Raw genomic sequence first — 21,988 nt, 5'->3', positions numbered from 1 at the left:
GCAAGCGCGCTCCTACAACGCTCTTCATATCCTCGCCACCGCGTTCCGTATCCGTAAAAATGGAGCCCCCATGTTCAACTACACCGCCCGCCCCGAACTGCTCAAGGACCGTATCATCCTGGTGACCGGCGCTGGCCGTGGTATCGGTGCCGCGGCAGCCAGAGCCTATGCCGCCCACGGCGCTACCGTGCTGTTGCTGGGCAAGACCGAGTCGAACCTCACGGCGGTCTATGACGAAATCGAAGCGGCGGGATACCCGCAACCCGCAGTGATTCCGTTCAATCTGGAAACAGCCCTGCCCCATCAATATGACGAGCTGGCGGCAATGATCGAGGGCGAATTCGGGCGTCTTGACGGGCTGTTGCACAACGCGTCGATCATCGGCCCGCGCACGCCCGTCGAGCAGTTGTCCGGCGAGCACTTCATGCGGGTGATGCACATCAACGTCAACGCCACGTTCATGCTGACGGCCGCACTGTTGCCGCTGCTCAAGCTGTCGCAAGACGCCTCGGTGGTGTTCACCTCCAGCAGCGTCGGGCGCAAGGGACGTGCGTACTGGGGCGCTTACGGGGTGTCGAAGTTCGCCACGGAAGGGCTGATGCAGACCCTGGCCGATGAGGTCGAGGGCGTCGCGGCGATACGCGCCAACAGCATCAACCCGGGCGCCACGCGCACCGACATGCGGGCGCAGGCGTATCCGGCAGAAGACCCGATGAAAAATCCGACGCCTGAGCAAATCATGCCGGTGTACCTGTACCTGATGGGCGCGGACAGCGTCGGCATCAACGGCCAGGCGTTCGACGCGCAGCAAAAATGATCTGCGCTGATCGCACTCGCTAGCCTGCAGGGCACAGCGTCCGTGCCCTGCAGGAAAATCGACACGTCCGAAAAGCTGCCTGCCTTTCATCTCCTCGGCGGTTTTCCGTCGCCTCTTGGTAGTCCATTCGTGTGTAAACCGGTACGTTAGCCAATTCCAAGGCGCCGACGATTGGCGGGCCGTTGATTACAGGCGCTAAGTGGTTGATCTACTTGATATTCCTTCACAGCAGACGAATTGGCACGACTTTCGCTCCAGCGAATTCAAGCCCGATTAGAGGCGCAGGAGCGAAAACATGAGTTTTCCGACAAGAACCAACGCCATTGACTTCGACAGTGCGCGGCTTCAACGCCATGGCTTCGTGCCAACTCACTCTTCTGCGCAGCCGCTGGATTACGAGCAGTTGCAGCGTCAGCTTGGCCTGCAACTGCAGACCAGCCTCGAAGCGGACAAGATCCTGTCGATCTTCTTCAACCAGGTGCAGCAACTCATTCCGCTCGATGCGCTGAGGTACAAGCATCTGGGCACAGACTTGCGCCTGGAGCTGGGCGAACGCGCGCGGCACAACGCCAGCTATTGCATGACCCACGAGGGCGAGCAGATGGGCGAGGTGTCATTTCAGCGCGAACGCCGCTTTGGCGAGCAGGAACTGACCCAACTGGAATCGCTGCTCACTCACTTGCTGTACCCGCTGCGCAATGCGCTGCTGTACCGCAATGCCAGCCTGAGCGCCCTGCGCGACCCGCTGACCGGTGCCGGCAACCGCATCGCCATGGAGCAGTCCCTGACCCGTGAAGTGGAAATCGCCCGACGCCAGCAGCAGCCGTTGTCGGTGCTGATGCTCGACATCGACCATTTCAAAGTCATCAATGACACACACGGTCACGCCACCGGCGATGCAGTGCTGCGAGCGGTGACGGACGCGGTCAAGGACCGGCTGCGCAACATCGATCAGGTGTTCCGTTTTGGCGGGGAAGAATTTCTCATCGTGCTGACCAATACCGGTCGCGAATCGGCCGCGCTGGTCGGCGAACGCTTGCGCAATGCCGCGCTCAAGCTCAGCTATCCGGTGAATGACCAGACGGTCGAACTGACGGTGAGTCTGGGCTGCTCGACGCTGCTGCCCGGCGAATCCTGCGACAGCATGCTCAGACGCGCCGACACGGCCCTGTACGCGGCAAAGCGCCAGGGCCGTAACCGCCTCGAAATGGCGGGCTGAAGGTTTAGACGCCGAGCGCGAAGCGACGCTCGCGCAGCGGTGCGTTGGACTCCTGTTGCGATCGTTCCTGAACCATGCAGCGCTCAAGGAACAGGTACATGTACTCGTAGCTCTTGCAGACCGCCATTCTCAGGTCCGCCTGCAATTGCTCGCTGGGGTTGTTGCCGGCCAGCGTGCAAATGATTTCCAGGGCTTCCCAGGGATGGGCGTCGTCGTATTGTGCATGCATCTTCAACCACTTCATTGCCCGTTTGCGCTGATCCGGCGGGAACATGTCTGCGTAGGTCTCTTGCGAGCACACGACAGCAGACCATTCGCCAGTGGCGCCTTCAATCGCATAGTTGGTCGCGGCAATTGCGACGACCAGCGAATCGGAGGAGCAACTGTGCCAGCACCAGTGGCTCAGCGCGTGCAGTTCAGAAGGCACAAGTTGCGCCTGCAGGTCTTCAAGCGTGACGCCGTGCGCGGCGCTCCAGTTTACCCAGTAATCGGCATGATTGAGTTCGACCCGAATATTGCGCATCAGCCAGCGACGCGCCATGTCTTCACCCGGGTGTCGGGCGAAACGGGTTTTGGTCAGGTTGTGTGCCATGTAGACCGCGAACTGTTCAACCACAGGCCAGCCACCAATCAGATACTGGCGCATGGTTTTCGAACTGAGCCGCCCATCTCTCATACGTTGATAAAGTTCATGCCCTACCACTCTTTCCTTGGCGTCGCTGCAATCCTTGATCAATTGCTGCGCCCAGGCGGGGTAACTGCTGGCATCCATCAGCGGACCGGTTCTTATGAACATATCGATCACTATGTCGCTCCTTATTTGATGTTCCATCGGTGCCATTCAGCGAAAAGTCCCAGGTGCGCTGAATAACATGGGGGTCTGCCTCGCGGGCCGTGCGTGCAGACATTCGCAGGTGAATAATTGCGGTCGCTCGATAACATACCCCTGAGCGTAGTCCACACCGATTTCCAATAATGCCTGCTCTATCTGAGGGCTCTCGACGAACTCGGCGATCGTCTGTTTACCCATTACGTGCCCGATATGGTTGATCACTTCCACCATCGCCCGGTTGACCGGGTCATCGAGCATGTCCTTTACGAAACTGCCATCAATCTTCAGAAAATCCACAGGCAAGTGCTTCAAGTAAGCGAATGACGACATCCCTGCACAGAAGTCATCCAGTGAAAAACGACACCCCAGACTCTTGAGTTCATTAATGAACCGAATGGCACTGCCCAGATTGGCAATTGCACTGGTTTCGGTGATTTCAAAACAGATAAGTTCAGGGGGTATTGCGTAGATCTGGAACTGCTGTCGCAAATATTCGAGAAAGGCGTCGTCACCAATGCTGGTGCCGGACAAGTTGATCGCACAGACCGCCAGCGGACCCTGACGATGATTACTGGTCAGGCAGTCGGCAATGATCTTGAAGACGTTTTGCACCACCCAACGGTCCAGGGTGGTCATCATGCCGTAGCGCTCGGCGGCTGGAATGAAGCTGTCGGGCAGGATCATGCGTCCGGACTCGTCACGCAGACGCAGCAGAATTTCGATGTGCCCCGTGCCCTGCCCCGCCTCACGTCCCAAGGCCGCGATCTCTTGGGAGTAGAGACAGAAGCGGTTGTCTTCGAGGGCCATGTGCAGCCGTTGAATCCAGGCCATCTCGCCGAAACGGGTGGACAGTTCGGAATCGTCGTCGTGATAGATCTGTACGCGATTGCGACCTTTTTCCTTGGCCATGTAGCAGGCCATGTCGGCCGAGCGCAGCGACGCTTCCAGTGTCATCGGCGCCTGAGACAGGTGAACCAGGCCGATGCTGACGGTGGTCACGAATGGTCGGCCCTTCCAGACGAAATGAAGGCTCTCGACGGTTTCGCGCAGCCCTTCGGCAATCCGTTCGGCGGCGTCGGGCGCACAGTGCTCGAGAAGGATTCCGAACTCATCGCCGCCCAGCCGCGCCAGGGTATCGCCGTCGCGGATGCCTTGTTGCAGCAGGGTGCAGATGTGCCGCAGCAATTCGTCCCCCGCCGCATGGCCGCTGGTGTCGTTGACCAGCTTGAACTGATCCAGGTCCAGAAACATCAGGGTGTGGTGTCCGGGCTGTCTGGCCAGGCCGTTGAGGGCGAGTTCCAGTCGGTATTCGAATTCCCGGCGATTGGCCAGACCGGTCAGGGCATCGTGGGTCGCCTGCCACGACAGATTCTCAATGTATTGACGCTCCTGCGTCATGTCATGAAGCACCAGCACCGCGCCGCTGACCTTGCCCTCGGTGCGAATCGGCGAGCCCACCAGCGCCACCGACACCGTGCTGCCGTCCAGGCGCTGAATCACCCGGGAATTCTCACTGCCGCCACCCAGCTTGCCGCTGAGCATGTGTTCAAGCAGCGTCGAACTGTCTTTCTGATCGTTTTCGTCAATGAGGTTGAACAGCGCCGCGAGGGGCAATCCTGCCGCCTGCTCGTTTTTCCAGTGGGTCAGTTGCTCGGCGGCGGGGTTCATGTAGGCAATGGCGCCGTCGACGCCGGTGGTGATGACGCCGTCGCCGATGGACTCCAGCGTGATCTGCGCCCGGTCTTTTTCGGTCTGCAAGGCCGTGGCGAAGGCGTGTCGTTGCTCCAGCAGTTTATGCGTGCGCAGCAACGCAAGAATGATCAGGCAGACCGCGGTCGCCAGATTGACCACCAGCAGGATCCGCAGGATGACCCGCGAGCCCTCGCCCAACGCATCGCTGAACGCCGTTGCGGCTGGCGTGACGCCTTCGTTGATCGCGTTGATCCGCTGGCGCCACACCAGCACATCGCTGTTCGTCACGCCGCCTTCGAGAATGCGCTCGTGCATTTCCCGCGCGACTTCATCGAGCTGCACCAGGTAGTTGTCACCGATCTTCCACAGATCGATGGCCTTCTCCAGGTAACTGAAATGACGAAAATTCAGATAAAGCCAGATGATGCTCTTCGCGTCATCGGGGTGGTTTCCGCCCTGCAGAATGCCAGCCGTGGCGCGCGGAATATCAGGAACAGGCTGATCCATGGCGATCCGCAGATCGTGGCCGCCCTGAGGGATGGCGATGGCCTGCTGGTATTTCAGGTAATTGATCTCATCGCGGCTGTTGGCGTAGAGATTGAGGTAATAAATGGCGTCTTTCTGGCCCTTGGACCAGAGGCTTTCACCGCCGACGTAACTGCGCACCGCCGACATCATATAAAGGCTGACGCAGCCGAGCAGCGCCTGTAACAGCACTACGGCGATAAATGGCCACACGATACCCAGAAGACGTGGCTTCTCGAGAATCCGCTTTTGCTTCATGGTGTCCCTTTCATCAGCACTGCCAGATACTCACTTCTGCGATCCAGACTACCTTTCTGAAACCGGAGAACTCGGCTAATTCCACGATGCAGCGGGCGATCTTACGTCTTTGCGCTATTCCATCCAGATGGATCTCAAAGACGTAAATATGACGCTTTTCACACGTTCGTTACGCACAGAGCTCTAGCGTAGCCCAAGAATTGACGTATTCCACTGGCGATGCGCCATTTGCATAAAGCACTGCGAAAAACCGACGGGATGTATCACACCTGCTGCAGGTGCCCATACAAACGGGCATAAAGACCGCCATCGGCAATCAGTTGCTGATGGTCGCCGTCTTCGGCGATGCTGCCGCCGTCGAACACCAGCACCCGGTCGGCCTGCTTAACGGCGGAAAGACGATGAGCGATGATCAGCGTGGTGCGGCCGCTGAGGAAGCGGTTCAGCGCTTGATGAAGGTTGTATTCGGTGGCCGCGTCCAGAGCGGACGTCGCCTCATCGAGAATCACCACTTTGGGGTCCGACAGGACCATGCGCGCAATCGCCAGGCGCTGGCGTTGCCCGCCGGACAGTCGCACCCCGGAGCGCCCGACGACGCTGTCCAGCCCCTGAGGCAGCGCACGAATGGTTGCGTCCAACTGGGCAATCTCCAGCGCCTGCCAGCAGGCGTCGTCGTCGCGCTCTCGACCCATGAGCAGATTGGCGCGCACCGTGTCGTTGAACAACGCCGGATGTTGCAGCACCACCGCGACGTTCTCGCGCACCGTGTCCAGCCCCATCTCCTGCAGGCTGGCGCCGCCAAAACGAATGGTCCCGGCTTTGGCGCTGTACAGCCCCAACAGCAGTTGCACGAGCGTGCTTTTGCCACCGCCGCTGGCACCGACGATGGCGACCTTCTCGCCAGGGCTGATGGAGAGGTCGAGCTGGTCGAGCACCCGTTCGTCGTTGTAACCAAAACACAGGCCGCGCACGTCGATGCTGACCGTTTCGCGGCCCAGGAATGGGTTGACCTGCCCTTCATACTGCGGCTCATCAGCGCGGGCCAGCAGTTCATTGATGCGCGTCAACGCACCGCCCGCGGCATAGAACGCGTACTGCAGGTTCAACAGTTGTTCGACCGGGCCGATCATGAACCACAGGTAACTGAACACCGCGAGCATGTGGCCGATGGACAGGTCGGAGAACAGCACCGTGAGCATGGCTGCCGCCCGGAAAATATCGATGCCGAACTGGAACAGCAGGCCACTGGCGCGGCCTGACGCGTCGCTTTTCCATTGCGAAGACACGGCGTAATCGCGGACTTCCCGCGCACGCAACCCGAGCAAGCCCAGAAAATGCCCCTGACGATTGCTGGCGCGGATCTCCTGAATCGCGTCCAGGGTTTCCGTCAGCGCCTGGGTGAAGCGCGAGGTGCTGTCGTTCTCGAGTTTTTTCAGGTGTTTGACGCGCTTGCCCAGCTTCACCGTGGCGAACACCACCAACGGATTGAACAGCAGAATCAACAGCGCCAGTTGCCAGTGCATCCACACCAGAATCGCGGCAGTGCCGGTCAGTGTCAGCATGGCCACGAGAAACTTGCTGAGCGTTTCGCCGACGAATTTATCCACCGTGTCCAGATCGGTGACCAGATGCGCAGTCACCGTGCCACTGCCCAGGCTTTCATATTCGCTTAGGGAAATGCGCTTCAATCGTTCAATCAGCCGCGTGCGGATGCGGTAGACGATGTCCTTGGCCAGCCCCGCGAACAGCCGTGCCTGAATCACGTTGAACAGCAGCGCGCCCAAGCGCAGACACAGCGTCGCACCCAGCATCAGGCCGATATACCCCACCGGTTTGTGCAGGCTCTCGGGCAGGAACTGGTTCATGAAGACCAGCGCGCCATTGCCCTTGCCCAGCAGCACTTCATCCACGAGCAAGGGCAGCAACAGGGGAATCGGCACCGAGCAGAGGACAGCCAGAACGGCGACGCCATTGGCGATCCACAGCGCTTTTTTATGCTGCAGGGCCAGACGTCGGATCTGCGCCCAACTCAGGCGGTCGACGTGCGCCAGTGAATCATCCGGCGCTTGAGGGCGGTGTTCGATCTCGGCGGGATCACGCACTGGCGGCGCGCTCCAGCCAGCGGCTGAGCAACGGCGCCAGTTCGTCCAGCGATTGATAGCCATTGGTCAGCAACGCCAGTTGACCATTGCGCTCGGCCAGCATCGTCGGAAACCCGGCAATCCCCAGGTCCTGCACCCAGGAGAAATCCGAAGCGGTGGCCGCGCGCTGCTCGGCGCTGTCGAACGCATCGGCGAACTCGATGCGCGGCAGACCGGCGGTTTCAGCGAGCTCGGACAGCACCGACGCCTGAGTGACGTCGCGGCCTTCGAGGTAAAAAGCCTGCTGAATGTGCTTGACCAGCTTCCAGGCAATGTCCGGCGCCAGGCTGCGGGCGGCGACGATGGCGCGGCAGGCAGGTTCGGTGTCATAGACAAATCCGTCGGGCAGCGCGCCGTCGAACTTGAACGACTGGCCGGTGGTGTTCTGCACCGCCTGCCAGTGTTCGAGAATGTAGCGCCGAGTCGAGGGCTCAAGCGATGCGCCGCTGCCGGTGCGCAACCCGCCGACCACCAGATGCAACGGCAGGCCCGCGGCCCTCGCCTGCTCGACCAGTGCTTCGGCCACCGGGGCGAATCCCCAGCACCAGGAGCACATCGGGTCCATCACGTAGAGCAGGCGGGCATGCATGACTCAGGCCTCGTGGGTGTGGTTATCGGCAGCCTGAGCGTCCAGCAGACGGTAGTTGCGCCCGATCGGATGTGGCTGGTTGCGCGCCTTGGCCAACTCGATCTGCTTTTGCCGGTCGATGGCGCTGCGCCGGGTTTTCTCGCTCAGCGAGTCCCAGCAATGCGGGCAACTGACACCGGGCGAGTAATGCTCGCTGGCACGGTCTTCGGCGCTGATCGGCGTGCGACACGCATGACATTGATCGTAGTCGCCTTCGGTCAGGTCATGACGGACAGTGACGCGATTGTCGAACACGAAGCAGTCGCCCCGCCACTGGCTTTCTTCCTGGGGCACTTCTTCGAGGTATTTGAGAATGCCGCCTTTGAGGTGGTAAACCTCTTCGAAGCCTTCGCCAAGCATGTAGCTGGAGGCTTTTTCACAGCGAATGCCACCGGTGCAGAACATCGCGACCTTCTTGTGTTTGGCCGGATCGAAGTTCGCCTTGATGTACTCGGGAAACTCACGGAACGTGGTGGTTTTCGGGTCGATGGCACCTTCGAACGTCCCGATGGAAACCTCATAGTCGTTGCGGGTGTCGATCAGCAGCACTTCGGGGTCTGCGATCAGCGCGTTCCAGTCCTGTGGCTCGACATAGGTGCCAACAGCCTTGTTCGGGTCGACGCCGGGCACGCCGAGGGTGACGATTTCTTTCTTCAGCTTGACCTTGGTGCGGTAGAACGGCTGCTCATCGCAGTACGACTCTTTGTGGTCGATATCGTCCATGCGGGGATCGTTCTTGAGCCAGGCCATGAGCCCGTCAATGCCTTCGCGGGTACCGGAAACCGTGCCATTGATGCCTTCTTCGGCGATCAGCAGGGTGCCTTTGATGCCGTTGGCGATCATCGCTTCGAGCAGCGGCTCGCGCAGCTGGACGTAGTCCGAAAGGGTGACGAATTTGTACAGCGCCGCGACGACGATGGGTGCGGTTTGGGTCATGTTGCGTCTCCAGGTGGTGACCCTCGCAAAGGGCCTACCGGATGTGATGATTCAAGTGAATGCGGGCCAAGCGGGCAACGCGGCGCGGATTCTAGCAAAGATCTGAGGGCAGCAGACAGGGCGCTGGATCAGCGGGGAATTGACGTGGGTCAACAGACACGCCAGACACCGAACTTGCCGGTGGCGCAAATTCAATTGCAGAAAACCGGGGACCCAGACGCGTTGCGCTGGCAGGCCAGCGTGTCGCGGAGCGCCGCCCGGAATGAATACGCACCCACGAGGGGCACGCATTCATTCATCGAAACGGGCTAAGAGCGGGTTGAACACCTGCTCAGTCATGCCCACCGGCGCAGGTCGGCGATGCAGGCGCGGTGCCCAGTTTCGACCATTCCTGCGGCGTGTAGGTGTGCAGCGCCAACGCGTGAAACTCACCCATCAAGCCACCGAGCAGGCCGTAGACCTTCTGATGGCGCTTGACTGCGTTGAGGCCGGCGAACTGCTCGCTGACCACCACGGCCTTATAGTGAGTGTCCGTGCCGCGACTGTGCATGTGGCTTTCATTGAGCACCTGAAGGTACTCAGGCTGAAAGACCGCCAACGCGGATTCGATTCGCTGTTGCATGCTCATGTCGGGCTTCGCTTATGGCTTCTTGGCGGGAGCCGGAGCGGTGGCTGGCTTGCTGCCCGCCGGCGTCAGCTCGTTGGTCATGTCGGCCAGCAGTTTGTTGACCACAGGCACCGCGCTTTCCAGCTTGCTTTGCGTCAGCTGGAAGGACTGCTGGCTGATCTGCGGCATTTTCGCCTGGACTTTCTTGCCCAGCGGCGACTGGTAGAAAGCGACGAGGTCTTTGAGCTCGCTTTCGGTGAAGTTCGAGGTGTACAGCTTGACCATGTCTGGCTGCAGCTTGTCCCAGCTGATGACCTGATCCAGCGCAGCATTGGCTTTGGCCTGGTAGGTTTCAAGGGTGGCTTGCTTGGACGCTGGCGCTTTGGTTTCGGCAAAACGCTGGGCGAACATCTGCTGGACTTGCATGTAAACCGGCGCACCCAGTTGATCGGCGTGAGCCAGTTTGAGGAACGCTACAGCACTGGCGTCATGGCTGGCGGTGTCGGCGAGAACCTGGCCGCTGGCACATACCAGAGCGACCGCAGCACAGATGGCACGAAGACGGGTCATCGAGTTTCCTTATCTAGCAGGCGAGGCAAAACCCCAAGGCCGAGCATTCTGCGCCCCTTTGCGCACTGCGCTCAACCCCTGTCCCTACGAGCGGTTGTCACACGCGACGGACAAAAGCGCGTATACGAAGGTTTAAGGCGACCTTTTCCGGCGTTTTGTCGCACACTGTCCTCTCCAGTGCCTGCCACCTGGCCGCTACCGGGAACCCGTCCGGCTTTGCGGGTACTAAAACTGCGCAATTGACCTTAAGGAGTGAGTCCAGTGAGCCGTACCGAAACCGACAGCATAGGTCCGATCGAAGTCCCAGAAGACGCTTACTGGGGCGCGCAGACGCAACGCTCTCTGATCAACTTCGCCATCGGTCAGGAACGCATGCCGTTGCCTGTCCTGCATGCGCTGGCGCTGATCAAGAAAGCCGCCGCGCGAGTCAATGATCGCAACGGCGACCTGCCTGCCGATATCGCACGCCTGATCGAACAATCGGCCGATGAAGTGCTCGGCGGCAAGCTCGATGACCAGTTTCCGCTGGTGGTCTGGCAGACCGGCAGCGGCACGCAGAGCAACATGAACGTCAACGAGGTGATCGCCGGTCGCGCCAATGAGCTGTCCGGAAAAGGTCGCGGCGGCAAATCGCCGGTTCACCCCAACGACCACGTCAACCGCTCGCAAAGCTCCAACGACTGTTTCCCGACGGCCATGCACATCGCAGCGGCCCAGGCGGTCAAAGAGCAACTGCTGCCGGCCATCGCCGAGCTGTCCGCCGGCATCGCCGAGCAATCGTCGCGGCACATGAAACTGGTGAAAACCGGCCGCACGCACATGATGGACGCCACCCCGATCACCTTCGGCCAGGAGCTTTCCGCTTACGTCGCGCAACTGGACTACGCCGAGAAGAGCATCCGCGCAGCCCTGCCCGCCGTCTGTGAACTGGCTCAGGGCGGCACCGCCGTCGGCACCGGGCTGAACTCTCCGCATGGTTTTGCCGAAGCAGTCGCCGCCGAACTGGCCGCGCTTTCCGGGCTGCCGTTCGTGACCGCGCCGAACAAATTCGCCGCACTCGCCGGCCACGAGCCGTTGACCGCCCTCTCCGGCGCTTTGAAAACCCTCGCGGTCACGCTGATGAAAATCGCCAACGACTTGCGTCTGCTGGGCTCCGGCCCGCGCGCCGGGTTGGCCGAAGTCAAGCTGCCAGCCAACGAGCCCGGCAGCTCGATCATGCCAGGCAAGGTCAACCCGACCCAGTGCGAAGCGCTGTCGATGCTGGCGTGCCAGGTCATGGGCAACGACACCACGATCGCCTTTGCCGCCAGCCAGGGTCATCTGCAGTTGAACGTGTTCAAGCCGGTGATCATCCACAATCTGCTGCAATCGATTCGCCTGCTGGGCGATGGCTGCCGCAACTTCAACGAGCACTGCATCGCCGGGATGGAGCCGGATGCCGGCAAGATGGCCGAGCACCTGGAGCGGGGGCTGATGCTGGTAACGGCGCTTAACCCGCACATCGGCTACGACAAATCCGCCCAGATCGCGAAGAAAGCCTACAGCGAAGGCCTGACGCTGCGCGAAGCCGCGCTGCAACTGGGCTTTCTGACCGATGCCGAGTTCGATGCCTGGGTCCGGCCTGAGAAGATGCTTGAGGCGGGCAGCAATGGCTGAGCCAATCAGCGGCGCCACCCCACTGGAAGGGTACGGCAAGCGCATCCTGATGATCATCGGTACGCCGAAGACCATCAGCCTCGGTCACGCGCTGGGCGAAGCCTATGCCCAGAGCGCGCGCAGCCAGGGTCATGTGGTGCGGGTGCTGAAACTTGAAGAAATGGACTTCGATCCGGTGCTGCACGGCGGCTATGAATCGAGCCAGACACTGGAACACGACCTGCTCGAAGCCCAGCGTGAAATTCACTGGGCCCAGCATCTGGTGTTCGTTTACCCGGTCTGGTGGGGCGGGTTGCCAAGCCTGCTCAGCGGCTTCTTCGACCGGGTGTTCATGCCCGGTTTCGCCTTCAAGGCCCATGGGCGCCATCATCCGTCCAACGAGTTGCTCAAGGGCCGCACCGCGGAATTGCTGGTGACCATGGACACGCCTTCGCGGTACTTCCGCTGGGTCTTCAAGGCGCCGGCTCATCGGCAGATGATCAAGACGATCCTGGAGTTCTGCGGGATCAAGACGACACGCCTGACGGAGTTTTCCCCAGTGCGCACGTCCACCGAAGAACAGCGCCAGCAGTGGATTCATCAGGCCGAAGCCTTGGGCAAGCGCTGACGCTTCCGGCGCTTGAGCATGTTCAATGGCGCAGGTAAAAATCGAGGGGGCCGGCTCGCTGGGCCTCTCGGAATTTGCGAGCTGGCAGGTGCGTTCGAACCCGCCGCTTCACGGCACTGCACCAAACCCTGTGGTTTGGAGTAAATTATCGAACGTCCAGCCGACTTTTTCGTCTCACGCTGTGGAATCGTCAGTTGGCCATCGTGACACAAGGTTTAGCCGTCCTGATTCCTACCCCCACACTCCCCTCGCCGGAGAAGGCCATGTTGAGCAAGCGTGAACAAGATCCAGACGTCACCGTGCACTTTCGCAGCGACCGCGTTTCCCGCGTCAATGGCCTGTACTTTTTCAGTACACGAGAAAACACCCTTGAAGGCCCGTTCTCCAGCAAGGAGGACGCCGAGCGGGAAACCGAAGCCTATATCCGCCGCATGCAGGCTGGGCGGTTTTCAAACCCCGATGCGTCGTCACTGAACGCCTGACTCACTTCTGATGATTGCGGCGAAACGTGTCCTCGCCCATCGCTGCAATCTGCCCTTCGATCAACGCATCGAAGGGGCGCAATAGGGCATCGAATGACGTCGCCGGCTCCAGCGTCTGAAGCGCATGGACAATGGCCTCCAGCGTTGACAAGGCATCGGGGTCGGGTGCCTTGCGCAGCCGATAGCGCGAAGACGGCGCTTCGCTGAGGGTTACCCGCGGCAATGCGGCAAGCAGCGGGTTGAGGTGCAGCAGCTTGCGCGCCTTGCGCCAGGTGCCGTCGGGCACCACCAGCAGCGTCGGCGGCTGTTCATCTGACTGAGCATTCAGCGCGTTTGCCGCTTCTCCCGGAAACAGCAAACGTGCCTGATAACCGGGAATGTTGAGCTGTCGGGCGAGATCCTCGAACACTTCCCCCACCAGCAGCTGTGCGTTCTCAAGCCCCAATGCCGCCAGACGTGCGGTGTTCAGCGCATGGTTGACCTCGCTGGGGTGTTGCAGGATCAGCACCCGGGTCCGGCTGCCGAGGCGCGGAATCAGCGAGCACAGACAATGTTTTTCGGGACGCAGGCAGCGCTCGCAGCGGGCTCGTGACATCGTGGGCGGTCCTTAGACGGGGTTCAGTTGCGCTTTGAGCAGATCACGGAACGTCTGGATCAACGCTTCGCGACTGCGGCCACGGCGCAGGATCATCGAAAACGGCGCCTGATAACCGAACGTGGCCGGCAGCAGAACCCGCAGATGCCCCGAATCGACCCACGACTGCGCGTAATGCTCGGGCAAATAGCCGATATACGCGCCCGACAACACCAGAATCAGCTGCGCTTCCATACTTTCCACTGTGGCCGCGCTGTGCTTGAAACCGTGGCGCGCAAGTTCAGCCTGGCTCCAGTAACCCCGGCCCACCATGCGTTGCTGGGTGATGACCGGCTCCGGAATACGCCGCTCGGCGAACAGCGGATGGCGGTTGCTGCAATACAACCAATGCTGCTCGCGGTACATCGGCTGGTACAGCAGCCCGTTCATGCGCGTCGAAAACGACCCGATCGCAAGGTCCAGGCGATTGTCCAGCACGCCCAGTTGCAGTTCGTAAGGACTCATGACCGACAGGTGCAAGTGCACCGCAGGGTGTTCTTCGCTGTAGGCGCCGATGACTTCGGCGAACGGCAAGGCACGATCACTGACGGTCGAATCCAGCACGCCCAGATTCAGCGTGCCGCGCAGTTCGCCCTTGAGCGCCGCAGCGTACAGCTCGAAGCCCTCCAGCTCGCCGAGCAGGCGCAAGGTTTCCTGATGAAACAGCTCGCCTTTGCTGGTCAGGCTGAAGCCCCCTCGCCCGCGATGGCACAGCACGATGCCCAGCGCCGACTCCAGCTGGCTCATGTACGTGCTGATGGCGGAGGTCGACAGGTTGAGTTCCTGCTGCGCGCTGGCGAAACCTTGATGGCGCACCACGCAGACGAAGATGCGCAGCAATTTCAGATCGGGTAATGCGTTAGCCATGAAAACACCGGAAAGATCACGTGCTCGAATCAGTCAGAACCCTGGCAGCGGCTGTCGCTAAGACCGGGCCGTCCAGGCGCGGCAGCTTAACCTGATTCAGACGATAGTTCAGAAATCTCTGAACTAAGTATTTTGCCTCAGCGATTGTTCGCACCGCGTGCGCTTCGCAGAATCGGCCCCAGTCTGATAACTCACCCTACTCACCGATGAGGCAATCCCGTGGACAAGATTTTCCACCAACCACTGGGCGGCAACGAAATGCCGCGCTTCGCCGGCATCGCAACCATGATGCGTCTGCCACACCTGCAATCGCCCGCTGGCCTTGATGCCGCTTTCATCGGCGTGCCGCTGGACATCGGCACTTCGCTGCGCGCCGGCACCCGTTTCGGGCCTCGCGAGATCCGCGCGGAATCGGTGATGATTCGCCCCTACAACATGGCCACCGGCGCTGCACCTTTCGACTCCCTTTCGGTGGCCGACATCGGCGACGTGGCGATCAACACCTTCAACCTGCTGGATGCCGTGCGCATCATCGAAGAGGCCTACGACGGTTTCCTGGAACACGGGATCATCCCGCTGACACTCGGCGGCGACCACACCATCACCCTGCCGATCCTGCGCGCCATCCACAAGAAGCACGGCAAGGTCGGCCTGGTCCACATCGACGCACACGCTGACGTCAACGATCACATGTTCGGCGAGAAGATCGCTCACGGCACCACCTTCCGCCGCGCGGTGGAAGAAGGCTTGCTCGATTGCGACCGTGTGGTGCAGATCGGTCTGCGCGCGCAGGGCTACACCGCCGAAGACTTCAACTGGAGCCGCAAGCAGGGCTTCCGCGTCGTGCAGGCCGAAGAATGCTGGCACAAGTCGCTGGAACCGCTGATGGCCGAAGTGCGCGAAAAAGTCGGCGGCGGCCCGGTTTACCTGAGCTTTGACATCGACGGCATCGACCCGGCCTGGGCGCCCGGCACCGGCACCCCGGAAATCGGAGGCCTGACCACTATTCAAGCCATCGAGATCATTCGCGGCTGCCAGGGCCTGGACCTGATCGGTTGCGATCTGGTAGAAGTCTCGCCGCCTTACGACACCACCGGTAACACCTCGCTGCTGGGCGCCAACCTGCTGTACGAAATGCTCTGCGTGCTGCCGGGTGTCGCGCACCGCTGATAACCACGCTGAACCCGCAGGAGCGCGCTTGCCCGCGAATGCAACGTGTCAGCTGCCAGAGAGGTCACTGGCAACCTGCAATCGCGGGCTAGCGCGCCCCTACAAAAACTCATCGCTCCACAACACGATAAACAGCCTTCACCGCTGACCGCCTGTGCCCTCTCAGCCGGATGATGCGCGCTTCACTATAAAAACAATGATTGGAGACACTCCATGGCTTTAGATATTTTCGTCGTACTGATCTACGCGGCCGGCATGCTGGTACTGGGCTGGTACGGCATGCGCAAGGCCAAGACCCATGAAGACTACCTGGTTGCCGGACGCAATCTGGGGCCAAGCCTGTACATGGGCACCATGGCCGCTACGGTTCTGGGCGGCGCTTCCACGGTCGGCACTGTGCGTCTGGGCTATGTTCACGGCATTTCGGGCTTCTGGCTGTGTGCCGCACTGGGCCTGGGCATCATCGCGCTGAACCTGTTCCTCGCCAAACCTCTGCTCAAACTGCGCATCTTCACCGTCACGCAAATCCTCGAAAAACGCTACAACCCGATGGCGCGCCAAGCCAGCGCGGTGATCATGCTCGCCTACGCGCTGATGATCGGCGTGACGTCTATTCTCGCGATCGGCACGGTCATGCAAGTGCTGTTCGACCTGCCCTTCTGGATCTCGGTCGTGCTGGGTGGCGGCGTGGTCGTGGTGTATTCGACCATCGGCGGCATGTGGTCGCTGACCCTGACCGACATCGTTCAGTTCGTCATCAAGACCGTGGGATTGATGTTCATCCTGCTGCCGATCTGCCTGTATCGAGTGGGCGGCTGGGACGAACTGGTCGCCAGACTGCCTGCTACAAGCTTCAGCTGGACGAGCATCGGTTGGGACACGATCATCACGTACTTCCTGATCTACTTCTTCGGCATTCTCATCGGCCAGGACATCTGGCAGCGCGTGTTCACGGCGCGCACCGAAAAAGTCGCGCAATACGCAGGCTCCATCGCCGGCGTCTATTGCATCTTCTACGGCCTGGCGTGTGCACTGATCGGCATGGCCGCCCGCGTGTTGCTGCCGGATCTGGCCAACGTCAACACCGCCTTTGCCGCCATCGTCAAAGCGTCGCTGCCCGACGGCATTCGCGGGCTGGTGATCGCCGCTGCGCTCGCGGCCATGATGTCCACCGCCAGCGCGGGTCTGCTGGCCGCGTCCACCACCCTGACCGAGGATCTGCTGCCCCGGCTGCGCGGTGGCAAACAATCGAGCCTGGGCATCAACCGCCTCTTTACGGCACTCACCGGCGTGGTCGTACTGGCGATTGCGCTGGTGGTGAACGACGTGATCAGTGCCCTGACCCTGGCGTACAACCTGCTGGTCGGCGGCATGCTGATTCCGTTGATCGGCGCGATCTACTGGAATCGCGCCACCACCGCCGGCGCGATTACCAGCATGGCCCTGGGGTTCGTCACTGCACTGGTGTTCATGTTCAAGGACGGCCTGGACGCCAACACGCCGATTTATTACAGCCTGGCGGTCGGTCTGGTCAGTTTCGTGATCGTCAGTCTGGTGTCGCCACGTACGGTAGCCGTCGCCAGCGCGGCATGATCGAGACCACCAGACAAGGGCGCCTGCGGGCGCCTTTTTTATGCGCGGTTACAAAAAAAACAGCACATACAGCCCGTTCCTGACGCTTCAAGTTGAACTAGCCTTAACGTCAGGACTGCCAACGAAGCGGCTTTTCACACGCGCTCGTGAGCGACGAAATCTTTGGCCTTCCACCGACAGCCTCTGTCACAGCAGTCGAGGTGATTTCAGACACATCAGCAGAGGCCCGCCATGGACAAAGACGAAGTGAGACAGCACGTAGATGACGCCTTGGGGAAAATTCTGGTCGACAAGACGCTCATTCAGGAGGACGGCGATCCGCAACTGACCGAATTCATGTTGGAGAAGGATGATGTCGTCGACTTCCTCGACGCCCTGCGCAGCGATTCAAACATCCCCCTTCCAAAAGATTCCCTCAACGAATTTCTCGAAGCTTTTGGCGTTCAGGAGAACGTGGAGGAATACCATGCCGAGCCGCAAAGCACGCTCACGGCTGAAGGACTGGTCGAGCTGATCGTGAAAAAAATAAAGGGCTGAAATACGCGTTCAAGTGAACGCAGATGCGTTTGATTTCGGTATGGGAGCCGGCTGCTGAAAAACTCGCTGGCGGATCGCAGCGAGTGGAGAAGTGCGAGCGGGCTATCAGGCAATAGCGCCGCCGATGGGAAGTCCAAATCCGGAAAGACGGGACCGGATCAGTGGTTCAACGGCGAGGACGACGGCGCTCGTCATCATCGGAACGGACAGGTACCGGCTGCAGTTTCGGCCGTTCGATCAAGCCCAGCGCAACACCTACATCGTGAAGCCATTCTTGCAATTTGCTGTTCATTTAACGCCCCCTTCAGGGAAATACTCGGCAGCCAACTTCTGATCTGCTTAGCGCAGATCATAGTGCTAAGTCGCACTTTACGCCTGCTACCGAGTGTCGCGGCAGGAAATTTTCCCATTCTTTACGCTGTGACAGTCCAAATCCGGAATCTGGACGCGTCACGCGACAAACGGCACGCGGTTCATCCAGTCACGGCAGGCGTCAACGCCGCGCCTTCGTGGGCTTGCGCGCGTCTGGCGAACAGGAAGAACAACGCCCCGCCGAGGAAACATCCGGTAAACCATGCGAAGTTGGCCATCGGCTGCAATGCCGGGATGAAGGTAATGGCGATGCCGACCAGCGTCGCGAGAATGAGCGCTTTCACCGCCGTGTAATTCACTCCGCCGTTATACCAGTACCTACCGCCAGGGCCGTCGTTGAACAGCGAGTCGACGTCAATCTGCTGCTTCTTGATCAGGTAATAGTCCACCAGCAGGATGCCAAACAGCGGGCCGATGAATGCCGCCAGGACGTCGAGGGTGTAATGGATTACGGCGGGGTTGTTGAACAGATTCCAGGGCGTGATGAAGATGGAAGCGATGGCCGCGATCATGCCGCCGACGCGCCAGCTGATTTTGCTGGGTGCGACGTTGGCGAAATCGAATGCCGGAGACACGAAGTTCGCGACGATGTTGATGCCGATGGTCGCGGTCACGAACGCAAACGCGCCGAGCAGAACCGCCACATCGTTATCGATGCGCGCAACGGTAGCGATCGGATCGTGAAGCATCTCGCCGAACACTGGCAATGTGCCGGAAACGATGACCACGGTCACCAGAGAGAAGGCGAGAAAGTTGACCGGCAGACCCCAGAAGTTGCCCCGGCGCACTTCAGCCATGCTGCGGCAGTAGCGACTGAAATCGCCGAAATTCAACGTCGGGCCCGAGAAGTAAGACACCACCAGCGCCGTGGCCATGATCACTTGAGAAAACGCCTCCCAGCCGGTCAGCGATTTCTCTGACAAGGTAAAGCTGATGTTGGCCCAGCCGGCTTTCCAGACGATCCAGCCCGCCAGCAGAAACATGACCGCGTACACCACCGGTCCGGCCCAATCGATAAAACGGCGAATCGAATCCATCCCGGTCCAGAACACGGCGGCCTGCACCAGCCACAACGCGAGGAAGCCGAACCACCCCAGGTAGGACAGGCCAGCAAAATGAGGTTCGGCGTACACCGACATCTGTGGGAAAAAGCGCAGCACCACGATGATCAGCGCGCTTGACGCCAGGTACGTCTGAACGCCGTACCAGGCCACCGCGATCAGTCCGCGGATCACCGCCGGAATGTTCGCGCCGAATACGCCGAACGCCAGACGGCATATGACCGGATAGGGCACAGCGGCCTGTTGGCTGGGTTTGGCCAGCAAGTTGGCGATGACCTGAATGATGCAGATGCCGACCAGCAGCGCGATCAGCACCTGCCAGCTCGCCAGCCCAAGCGCGAACAGGCTGGCGGCGAACACATAACCGCCCACGCTGTGCACGTCGCTCATCCAGAACGCAAAAATGTTGTACCAGGTCCACTTCTGCGGCAACGGCCCCAGATCCTGATTATAAAGACGGGGGCTGTAGCCCTTGGGCATTGGCTCGGTCATCGCATTTCTCCCTGACAGGACGAACTGGCTCCCATAAGCAGGACAGCGACCACACTGCGTACGGGAGCGAGCGTGGGTTGTATACGAACTGGAAGGCAGAATGCGTGCCAGACGCCCGTCAGCCTCGCTTCAGGCCGCGAGCTCTGCGGCATCCGGATGAAGTCAGCAGGAGAAGATAGCGATACGACATCAATGGGGTTCGAGCGTTTGACGCTCGCTGACAGTGCAGCCGTGCTTGAAGGCGGTGCACGCTGAATGGCAAGTGCATGCGCAGAGAACGATGGCGAAATTTTGTATACAGGATGTCTTTCGATTGTTCGGGTGAATGCAGCGTCGTCCTCAGGCATCGGCGTTGGCCGGAAGGCCTTATGATCTGTTGCAGGCCTTGATGTTCTTCGTCGAGGGGACCGCTCACCGGACGGCCCCCAGCAGTCGCCTTGCAAGGTACTCCCCAGCAGAGACAGACGTCTTACTCCGGCAGTTGAACCAGCCCGTCTTCATCCGTCATCGCGCGTTCGAGCAGGTCCGCAGGCAGCTGTTTGCTTGCGCGTGCGCCCAGCAGCTTGAGCTGTTCGCTGCGGCTGACCAGGTTGCCGCGTCCATCGGTCAGCTTGTTGCGCGCTGCGCTGTAGGCCTTGTCCAGTTGCTGCAGACGATTGCCCACTTCATCCAGATCCTGAATGAACAGCACGAATTTGTCGTACAGCCAGCCTGCCCGCTCGGCGATCTCCCGCGCATTCTGACTTTGCCGCTCTTGCTTCCAGAGACTGTCGATGACCCGCAGCGTTGCCAGTAACGTGGTCGGGCTGACAATCACGATGCTGCGGTCGAACGCCTCCTGAAACAGCGTGGGCTCCGCCTGCAGGGCTGCTGAGAATGCCGCTTCGATCGGCACGAACAGCAGAACGAAATCCAGGCTGTGCAGGCCTTCCAGGCGTTTGTAATCCTTGCCGGAGAGCCCTTTCACATGGTTGCGCAGGGAGAGCACGTGCTGCTTCAGGGCGACCTGAGAAATCGCTTCATCTTCGGCGGATACGTATTGCTGATACGCCGTCAGGCTGACCTTCGCGTCCACGACCACTTGCTTGTCGCCGGGCAGCATGATCAATACGTCGGGCTGGAAACGCTCGCCGTCCGGGCCTTTCAGGCTGACTTGCGTCTGGTATTCGCGGCCCTTCTCAAGGCCCGCGTGCTCAAGCACGCGTTCCAGAATCAGCTCGCCCCAGTTGCCTTGGGTTTTCTGGCCCTTCAGCGCGCGGGTCAGGTTGGTCGCCTCGTCGCTCAGGCGCAGATTGAGCTGTTGCAAACGCTCCAGCTCCTTGCCCAACGAAAAGCGCTCGCGGGCTTCCTGCTGGTAGCTCTCCTCTACGCGCTTTTCGAATGACTGGATGCGTTCTTTCAGCGGATTGAGCAGTTGCCCCAATTGTTGCTGGCTGGTCTCGGCGAAACGCTGCTCGCGCTCATCGAAGATCTTGCCGGCCAGCTCCGCGAACTGCGCGCGCAATTCGTCGCGAGAACCCTGCAGGTCAGTCAGGCGCTGCTGATGGCTTTCTTCCTGCTCGCGCAGTTCGGCACCAAGCGAGGCGCACTGGGCATCCAGGCGGCGCAGTTCCTGTTCCTTGACTGCGCGTTCGTGGCTCCATTGTTCTTCGCTCGCGCGCGCCGTTTCCTGCTGCAGGCGCAACAGCTCGACCTCGCGTCGCAGGGCGGCCAGATCAGCCTGCTTGGCGGCATTGGCCTGCCCCAGATCGCTGATCTCGTCCCGGCAGGCGTCGAGTTGGGCATTGAGCCCGTCCTGCGCCATCTGCGCATTGCTCAAGCGCTCGTCCAGCAGCACCGCCTGCGCCTCGTGCCGGGCAATACGCCGTTGCAGTTGCCAGGCCAGTGCCATGAGCGGCAACGCCGCGATGCCTAATCCCAGCAGCAGGCTGGTCAGCTCCAAACCCATCAAAATGCAGACTCCATCATTCTCGCAGGCAGCATTATGCGCAGATCCGCCGGTGACGTCAGATCCGCATGCGAGATTGCAAAGCGATGGAACCGAGCCTGGCTTGAAAACGCAAAGCCGCGTACTAGAGCAAGCGCTTGGGACAATCCACAGAAGCTGTGGATAACTCAGTGGACAACGCCCAGTGATCCCCCGCAAACGCACGCAGAATGGGGCCTGCGTTCAAACTGACGATTTTTTCACCAACAAAAAAAAGCGATGGTTTTCATTGACTTAATAATTGGCTGCATGAAATCAATCTGTTAGCGGGCAATGTGACAGTGAGATGGCAGCTACCTGTCGCA

The 21,988-nt window shown here is 60.3% G+C and carries 20 protein-coding genes; 8 read left to right on the top strand and 12 right to left on the bottom strand.

The window, feature by feature from the left end; genetic code table 11:
- The first annotated feature begins 70 nt into the window (after positions 1-70).
- Positions 71-817 (top strand): YciK family oxidoreductase, encoded by a 747-nt coding sequence (locus AAGQ88_RS06995; protein ID WP_342654822.1) that lies wholly within the window; start codon positions 71-73, stop codon positions 815-817.
- 295 nt (positions 818-1,112) lie between these two features.
- Positions 1,113-2,036, top strand: coding sequence for a GGDEF domain-containing protein (locus tag AAGQ88_RS06990; RefSeq protein WP_285425090.1), 924 nt, complete (start codon positions 1,113-1,115; stop codon positions 2,034-2,036).
- A gap of 4 nt (positions 2,037-2,040) precedes the next feature.
- On the opposite strand, the gene AAGQ88_RS06985 is transcribed toward AAGQ88_RS06990, so the two are convergent.
- The 7 genes from AAGQ88_RS06985 to AAGQ88_RS06955 all read right to left on the bottom strand — a co-directional run bounded on the left by AAGQ88_RS06985 (position 2,041) and on the right by AAGQ88_RS06955 (position 10,225).
- Positions 2,041-2,841, bottom strand: a complete 801-nt coding sequence (locus AAGQ88_RS06985; protein ID WP_342654821.1) for an iron-containing redox enzyme family protein — start codon at positions 2,839-2,841, stop codon at positions 2,041-2,043.
- 36 nt (positions 2,842-2,877) lie between these two features.
- Positions 2,878-5,343 carry an EAL domain-containing protein gene (locus tag AAGQ88_RS06980; RefSeq protein WP_285425092.1) on the bottom strand — a complete coding sequence of 822 codons (2,466 nt, stop codon included), beginning with the start codon at positions 5,341-5,343 and terminating at the stop codon, positions 2,878-2,880.
- Between the two features lie 263 nt (positions 5,344-5,606).
- Positions 5,607-7,394, bottom strand: a complete 1,788-nt coding sequence (locus tag AAGQ88_RS06975; RefSeq protein ID WP_342655756.1) for an ABC transporter ATP-binding protein — start codon at positions 7,392-7,394, stop codon at positions 5,607-5,609.
- A 43-nt stretch (positions 7,395-7,437) separates the two neighbouring features.
- Positions 7,438-8,040, bottom strand: a complete 603-nt coding sequence (locus AAGQ88_RS06970) for a DsbA family protein (RefSeq protein ID WP_342655755.1) — start codon at positions 8,038-8,040, stop codon at positions 7,438-7,440.
- 36 nt (positions 8,041-8,076) lie between these two features.
- Positions 8,077-9,048: a rhodanese-related sulfurtransferase gene (locus tag AAGQ88_RS06965; RefSeq protein ID WP_285425093.1), complete on the bottom strand. Its 972-nt coding sequence runs from the start codon at positions 9,046-9,048 to the stop codon at positions 8,077-8,079.
- Positions 9,049-9,379: 331 nt separating this feature from the next.
- Complete coding sequence (locus AAGQ88_RS06960) at positions 9,380-9,676, bottom strand: BolA family protein (RefSeq protein ID WP_342654820.1); 297 nt, start codon at positions 9,674-9,676, stop codon at positions 9,380-9,382.
- Between the two features lie 12 nt (positions 9,677-9,688).
- A complete protein-coding gene (locus AAGQ88_RS06955; protein ID WP_093460708.1) occupies positions 9,689-10,225 on the bottom strand; it encodes a DUF2059 domain-containing protein in 537 nt (178 codons plus the stop codon).
- A gap of 261 nt (positions 10,226-10,486) precedes the next feature.
- On the opposite strand from AAGQ88_RS06955, the gene AAGQ88_RS06950 reads away from it, so the two are divergent.
- From AAGQ88_RS06950 to AAGQ88_RS06940, 3 genes are all read left to right on the top strand, one after another.
- Positions 10,487-11,881, top strand: a complete 1,395-nt coding sequence (locus tag AAGQ88_RS06950) for a class II fumarate hydratase (RefSeq protein ID WP_093460710.1) — start codon at positions 10,487-10,489, stop codon at positions 11,879-11,881.
- Positions 11,874-12,488 carry an NAD(P)H-dependent oxidoreductase gene (locus tag AAGQ88_RS06945; protein WP_285425095.1) on the top strand — a complete coding sequence of 205 codons (615 nt, stop codon included), beginning with the start codon at positions 11,874-11,876 and terminating at the stop codon, positions 12,486-12,488. Before AAGQ88_RS06950 ends, AAGQ88_RS06945 begins: the two co-directional genes overlap by 8 nt.
- 263 nt (positions 12,489-12,751) lie before the next feature.
- On the top strand, positions 12,752-12,970 hold the full coding sequence (locus AAGQ88_RS06940) for a DUF6316 family protein (RefSeq protein ID WP_285425096.1): 219 nt from the start codon (positions 12,752-12,754) through the stop codon (positions 12,968-12,970).
- Position 12,971: 1 nt separating this feature from the next.
- Here the strand turns inward: AAGQ88_RS06940 and AAGQ88_RS06935 are convergent, their stop codons facing one another.
- Together AAGQ88_RS06935 and AAGQ88_RS06930 are read right to left on the bottom strand one after the other, a co-directional pair.
- Complete coding sequence (locus AAGQ88_RS06935) at positions 12,972-13,565, bottom strand: DTW domain-containing protein (protein ID WP_342654819.1); 594 nt, start codon at positions 13,563-13,565, stop codon at positions 12,972-12,974.
- Positions 13,566-13,577: 12 nt separating this feature from the next.
- Positions 13,578-14,471: a LysR family transcriptional regulator gene (locus tag AAGQ88_RS06930; protein ID WP_342654818.1), complete on the bottom strand. Its 894-nt coding sequence runs from the start codon at positions 14,469-14,471 to the stop codon at positions 13,578-13,580.
- 219 nt (positions 14,472-14,690) lie between these two features.
- On the opposite strand from AAGQ88_RS06930, the gene speB reads away from it, so the two are divergent.
- From speB to AAGQ88_RS06915, 3 genes are all read left to right on the top strand, one after another.
- Entirely contained in the window at positions 14,691-15,641 is a 951-nt protein-coding gene (gene speB / locus AAGQ88_RS06925; RefSeq protein WP_093460720.1) for an agmatinase, read from the top strand.
- Positions 15,642-15,854: 213 nt separating this feature from the next.
- Entirely contained in the window at positions 15,855-17,234 is a 1,380-nt protein-coding gene (locus tag AAGQ88_RS06920; RefSeq protein WP_342654817.1) for a sodium:solute symporter, read from the top strand.
- Positions 17,235-17,465: 231 nt separating this feature from the next.
- Positions 17,466-17,771, top strand: coding sequence for a hypothetical protein (locus AAGQ88_RS06915; RefSeq protein WP_285425100.1), 306 nt, complete (start codon positions 17,466-17,468; stop codon positions 17,769-17,771).
- 166 nt (positions 17,772-17,937) lie between these two features.
- Here AAGQ88_RS06915 and AAGQ88_RS06910 read toward each other — a convergent pair whose 3' ends face one another.
- From AAGQ88_RS06910 to rmuC, 3 genes are all read right to left on the bottom strand, one after another.
- Complete coding sequence (locus AAGQ88_RS06910; protein ID WP_342654816.1) at positions 17,938-18,063, bottom strand: PA1414 family protein; 126 nt, start codon at positions 18,061-18,063, stop codon at positions 17,938-17,940.
- Positions 18,064-18,244: 181 nt separating this feature from the next.
- Positions 18,245-19,696 carry an NCS1 family nucleobase:cation symporter-1 gene (locus AAGQ88_RS06905; protein WP_342654815.1) on the bottom strand — a complete coding sequence of 484 codons (1,452 nt, stop codon included), beginning with the start codon at positions 19,694-19,696 and terminating at the stop codon, positions 18,245-18,247.
- A gap of 469 nt (positions 19,697-20,165) precedes the next feature.
- A complete protein-coding gene (rmuC, locus tag AAGQ88_RS06900) occupies positions 20,166-21,530 on the bottom strand; it encodes a DNA recombination protein RmuC (RefSeq protein ID WP_177182113.1) in 1,365 nt (454 codons plus the stop codon).
- Positions 21,531-21,988: the final 458 nt, after the last annotated feature.

It is taken from the genome of Pseudomonas sp. F3-2 (assembly GCF_038804275.1).
Taxonomy (GTDB): Bacteria; Pseudomonadota; Gammaproteobacteria; order Pseudomonadales; family Pseudomonadaceae; genus Aquipseudomonas.
The sequence above is the reverse complement of the archived record's forward strand: the minus strand, read 5'-3'. Positions and strand labels throughout refer to the sequence as shown.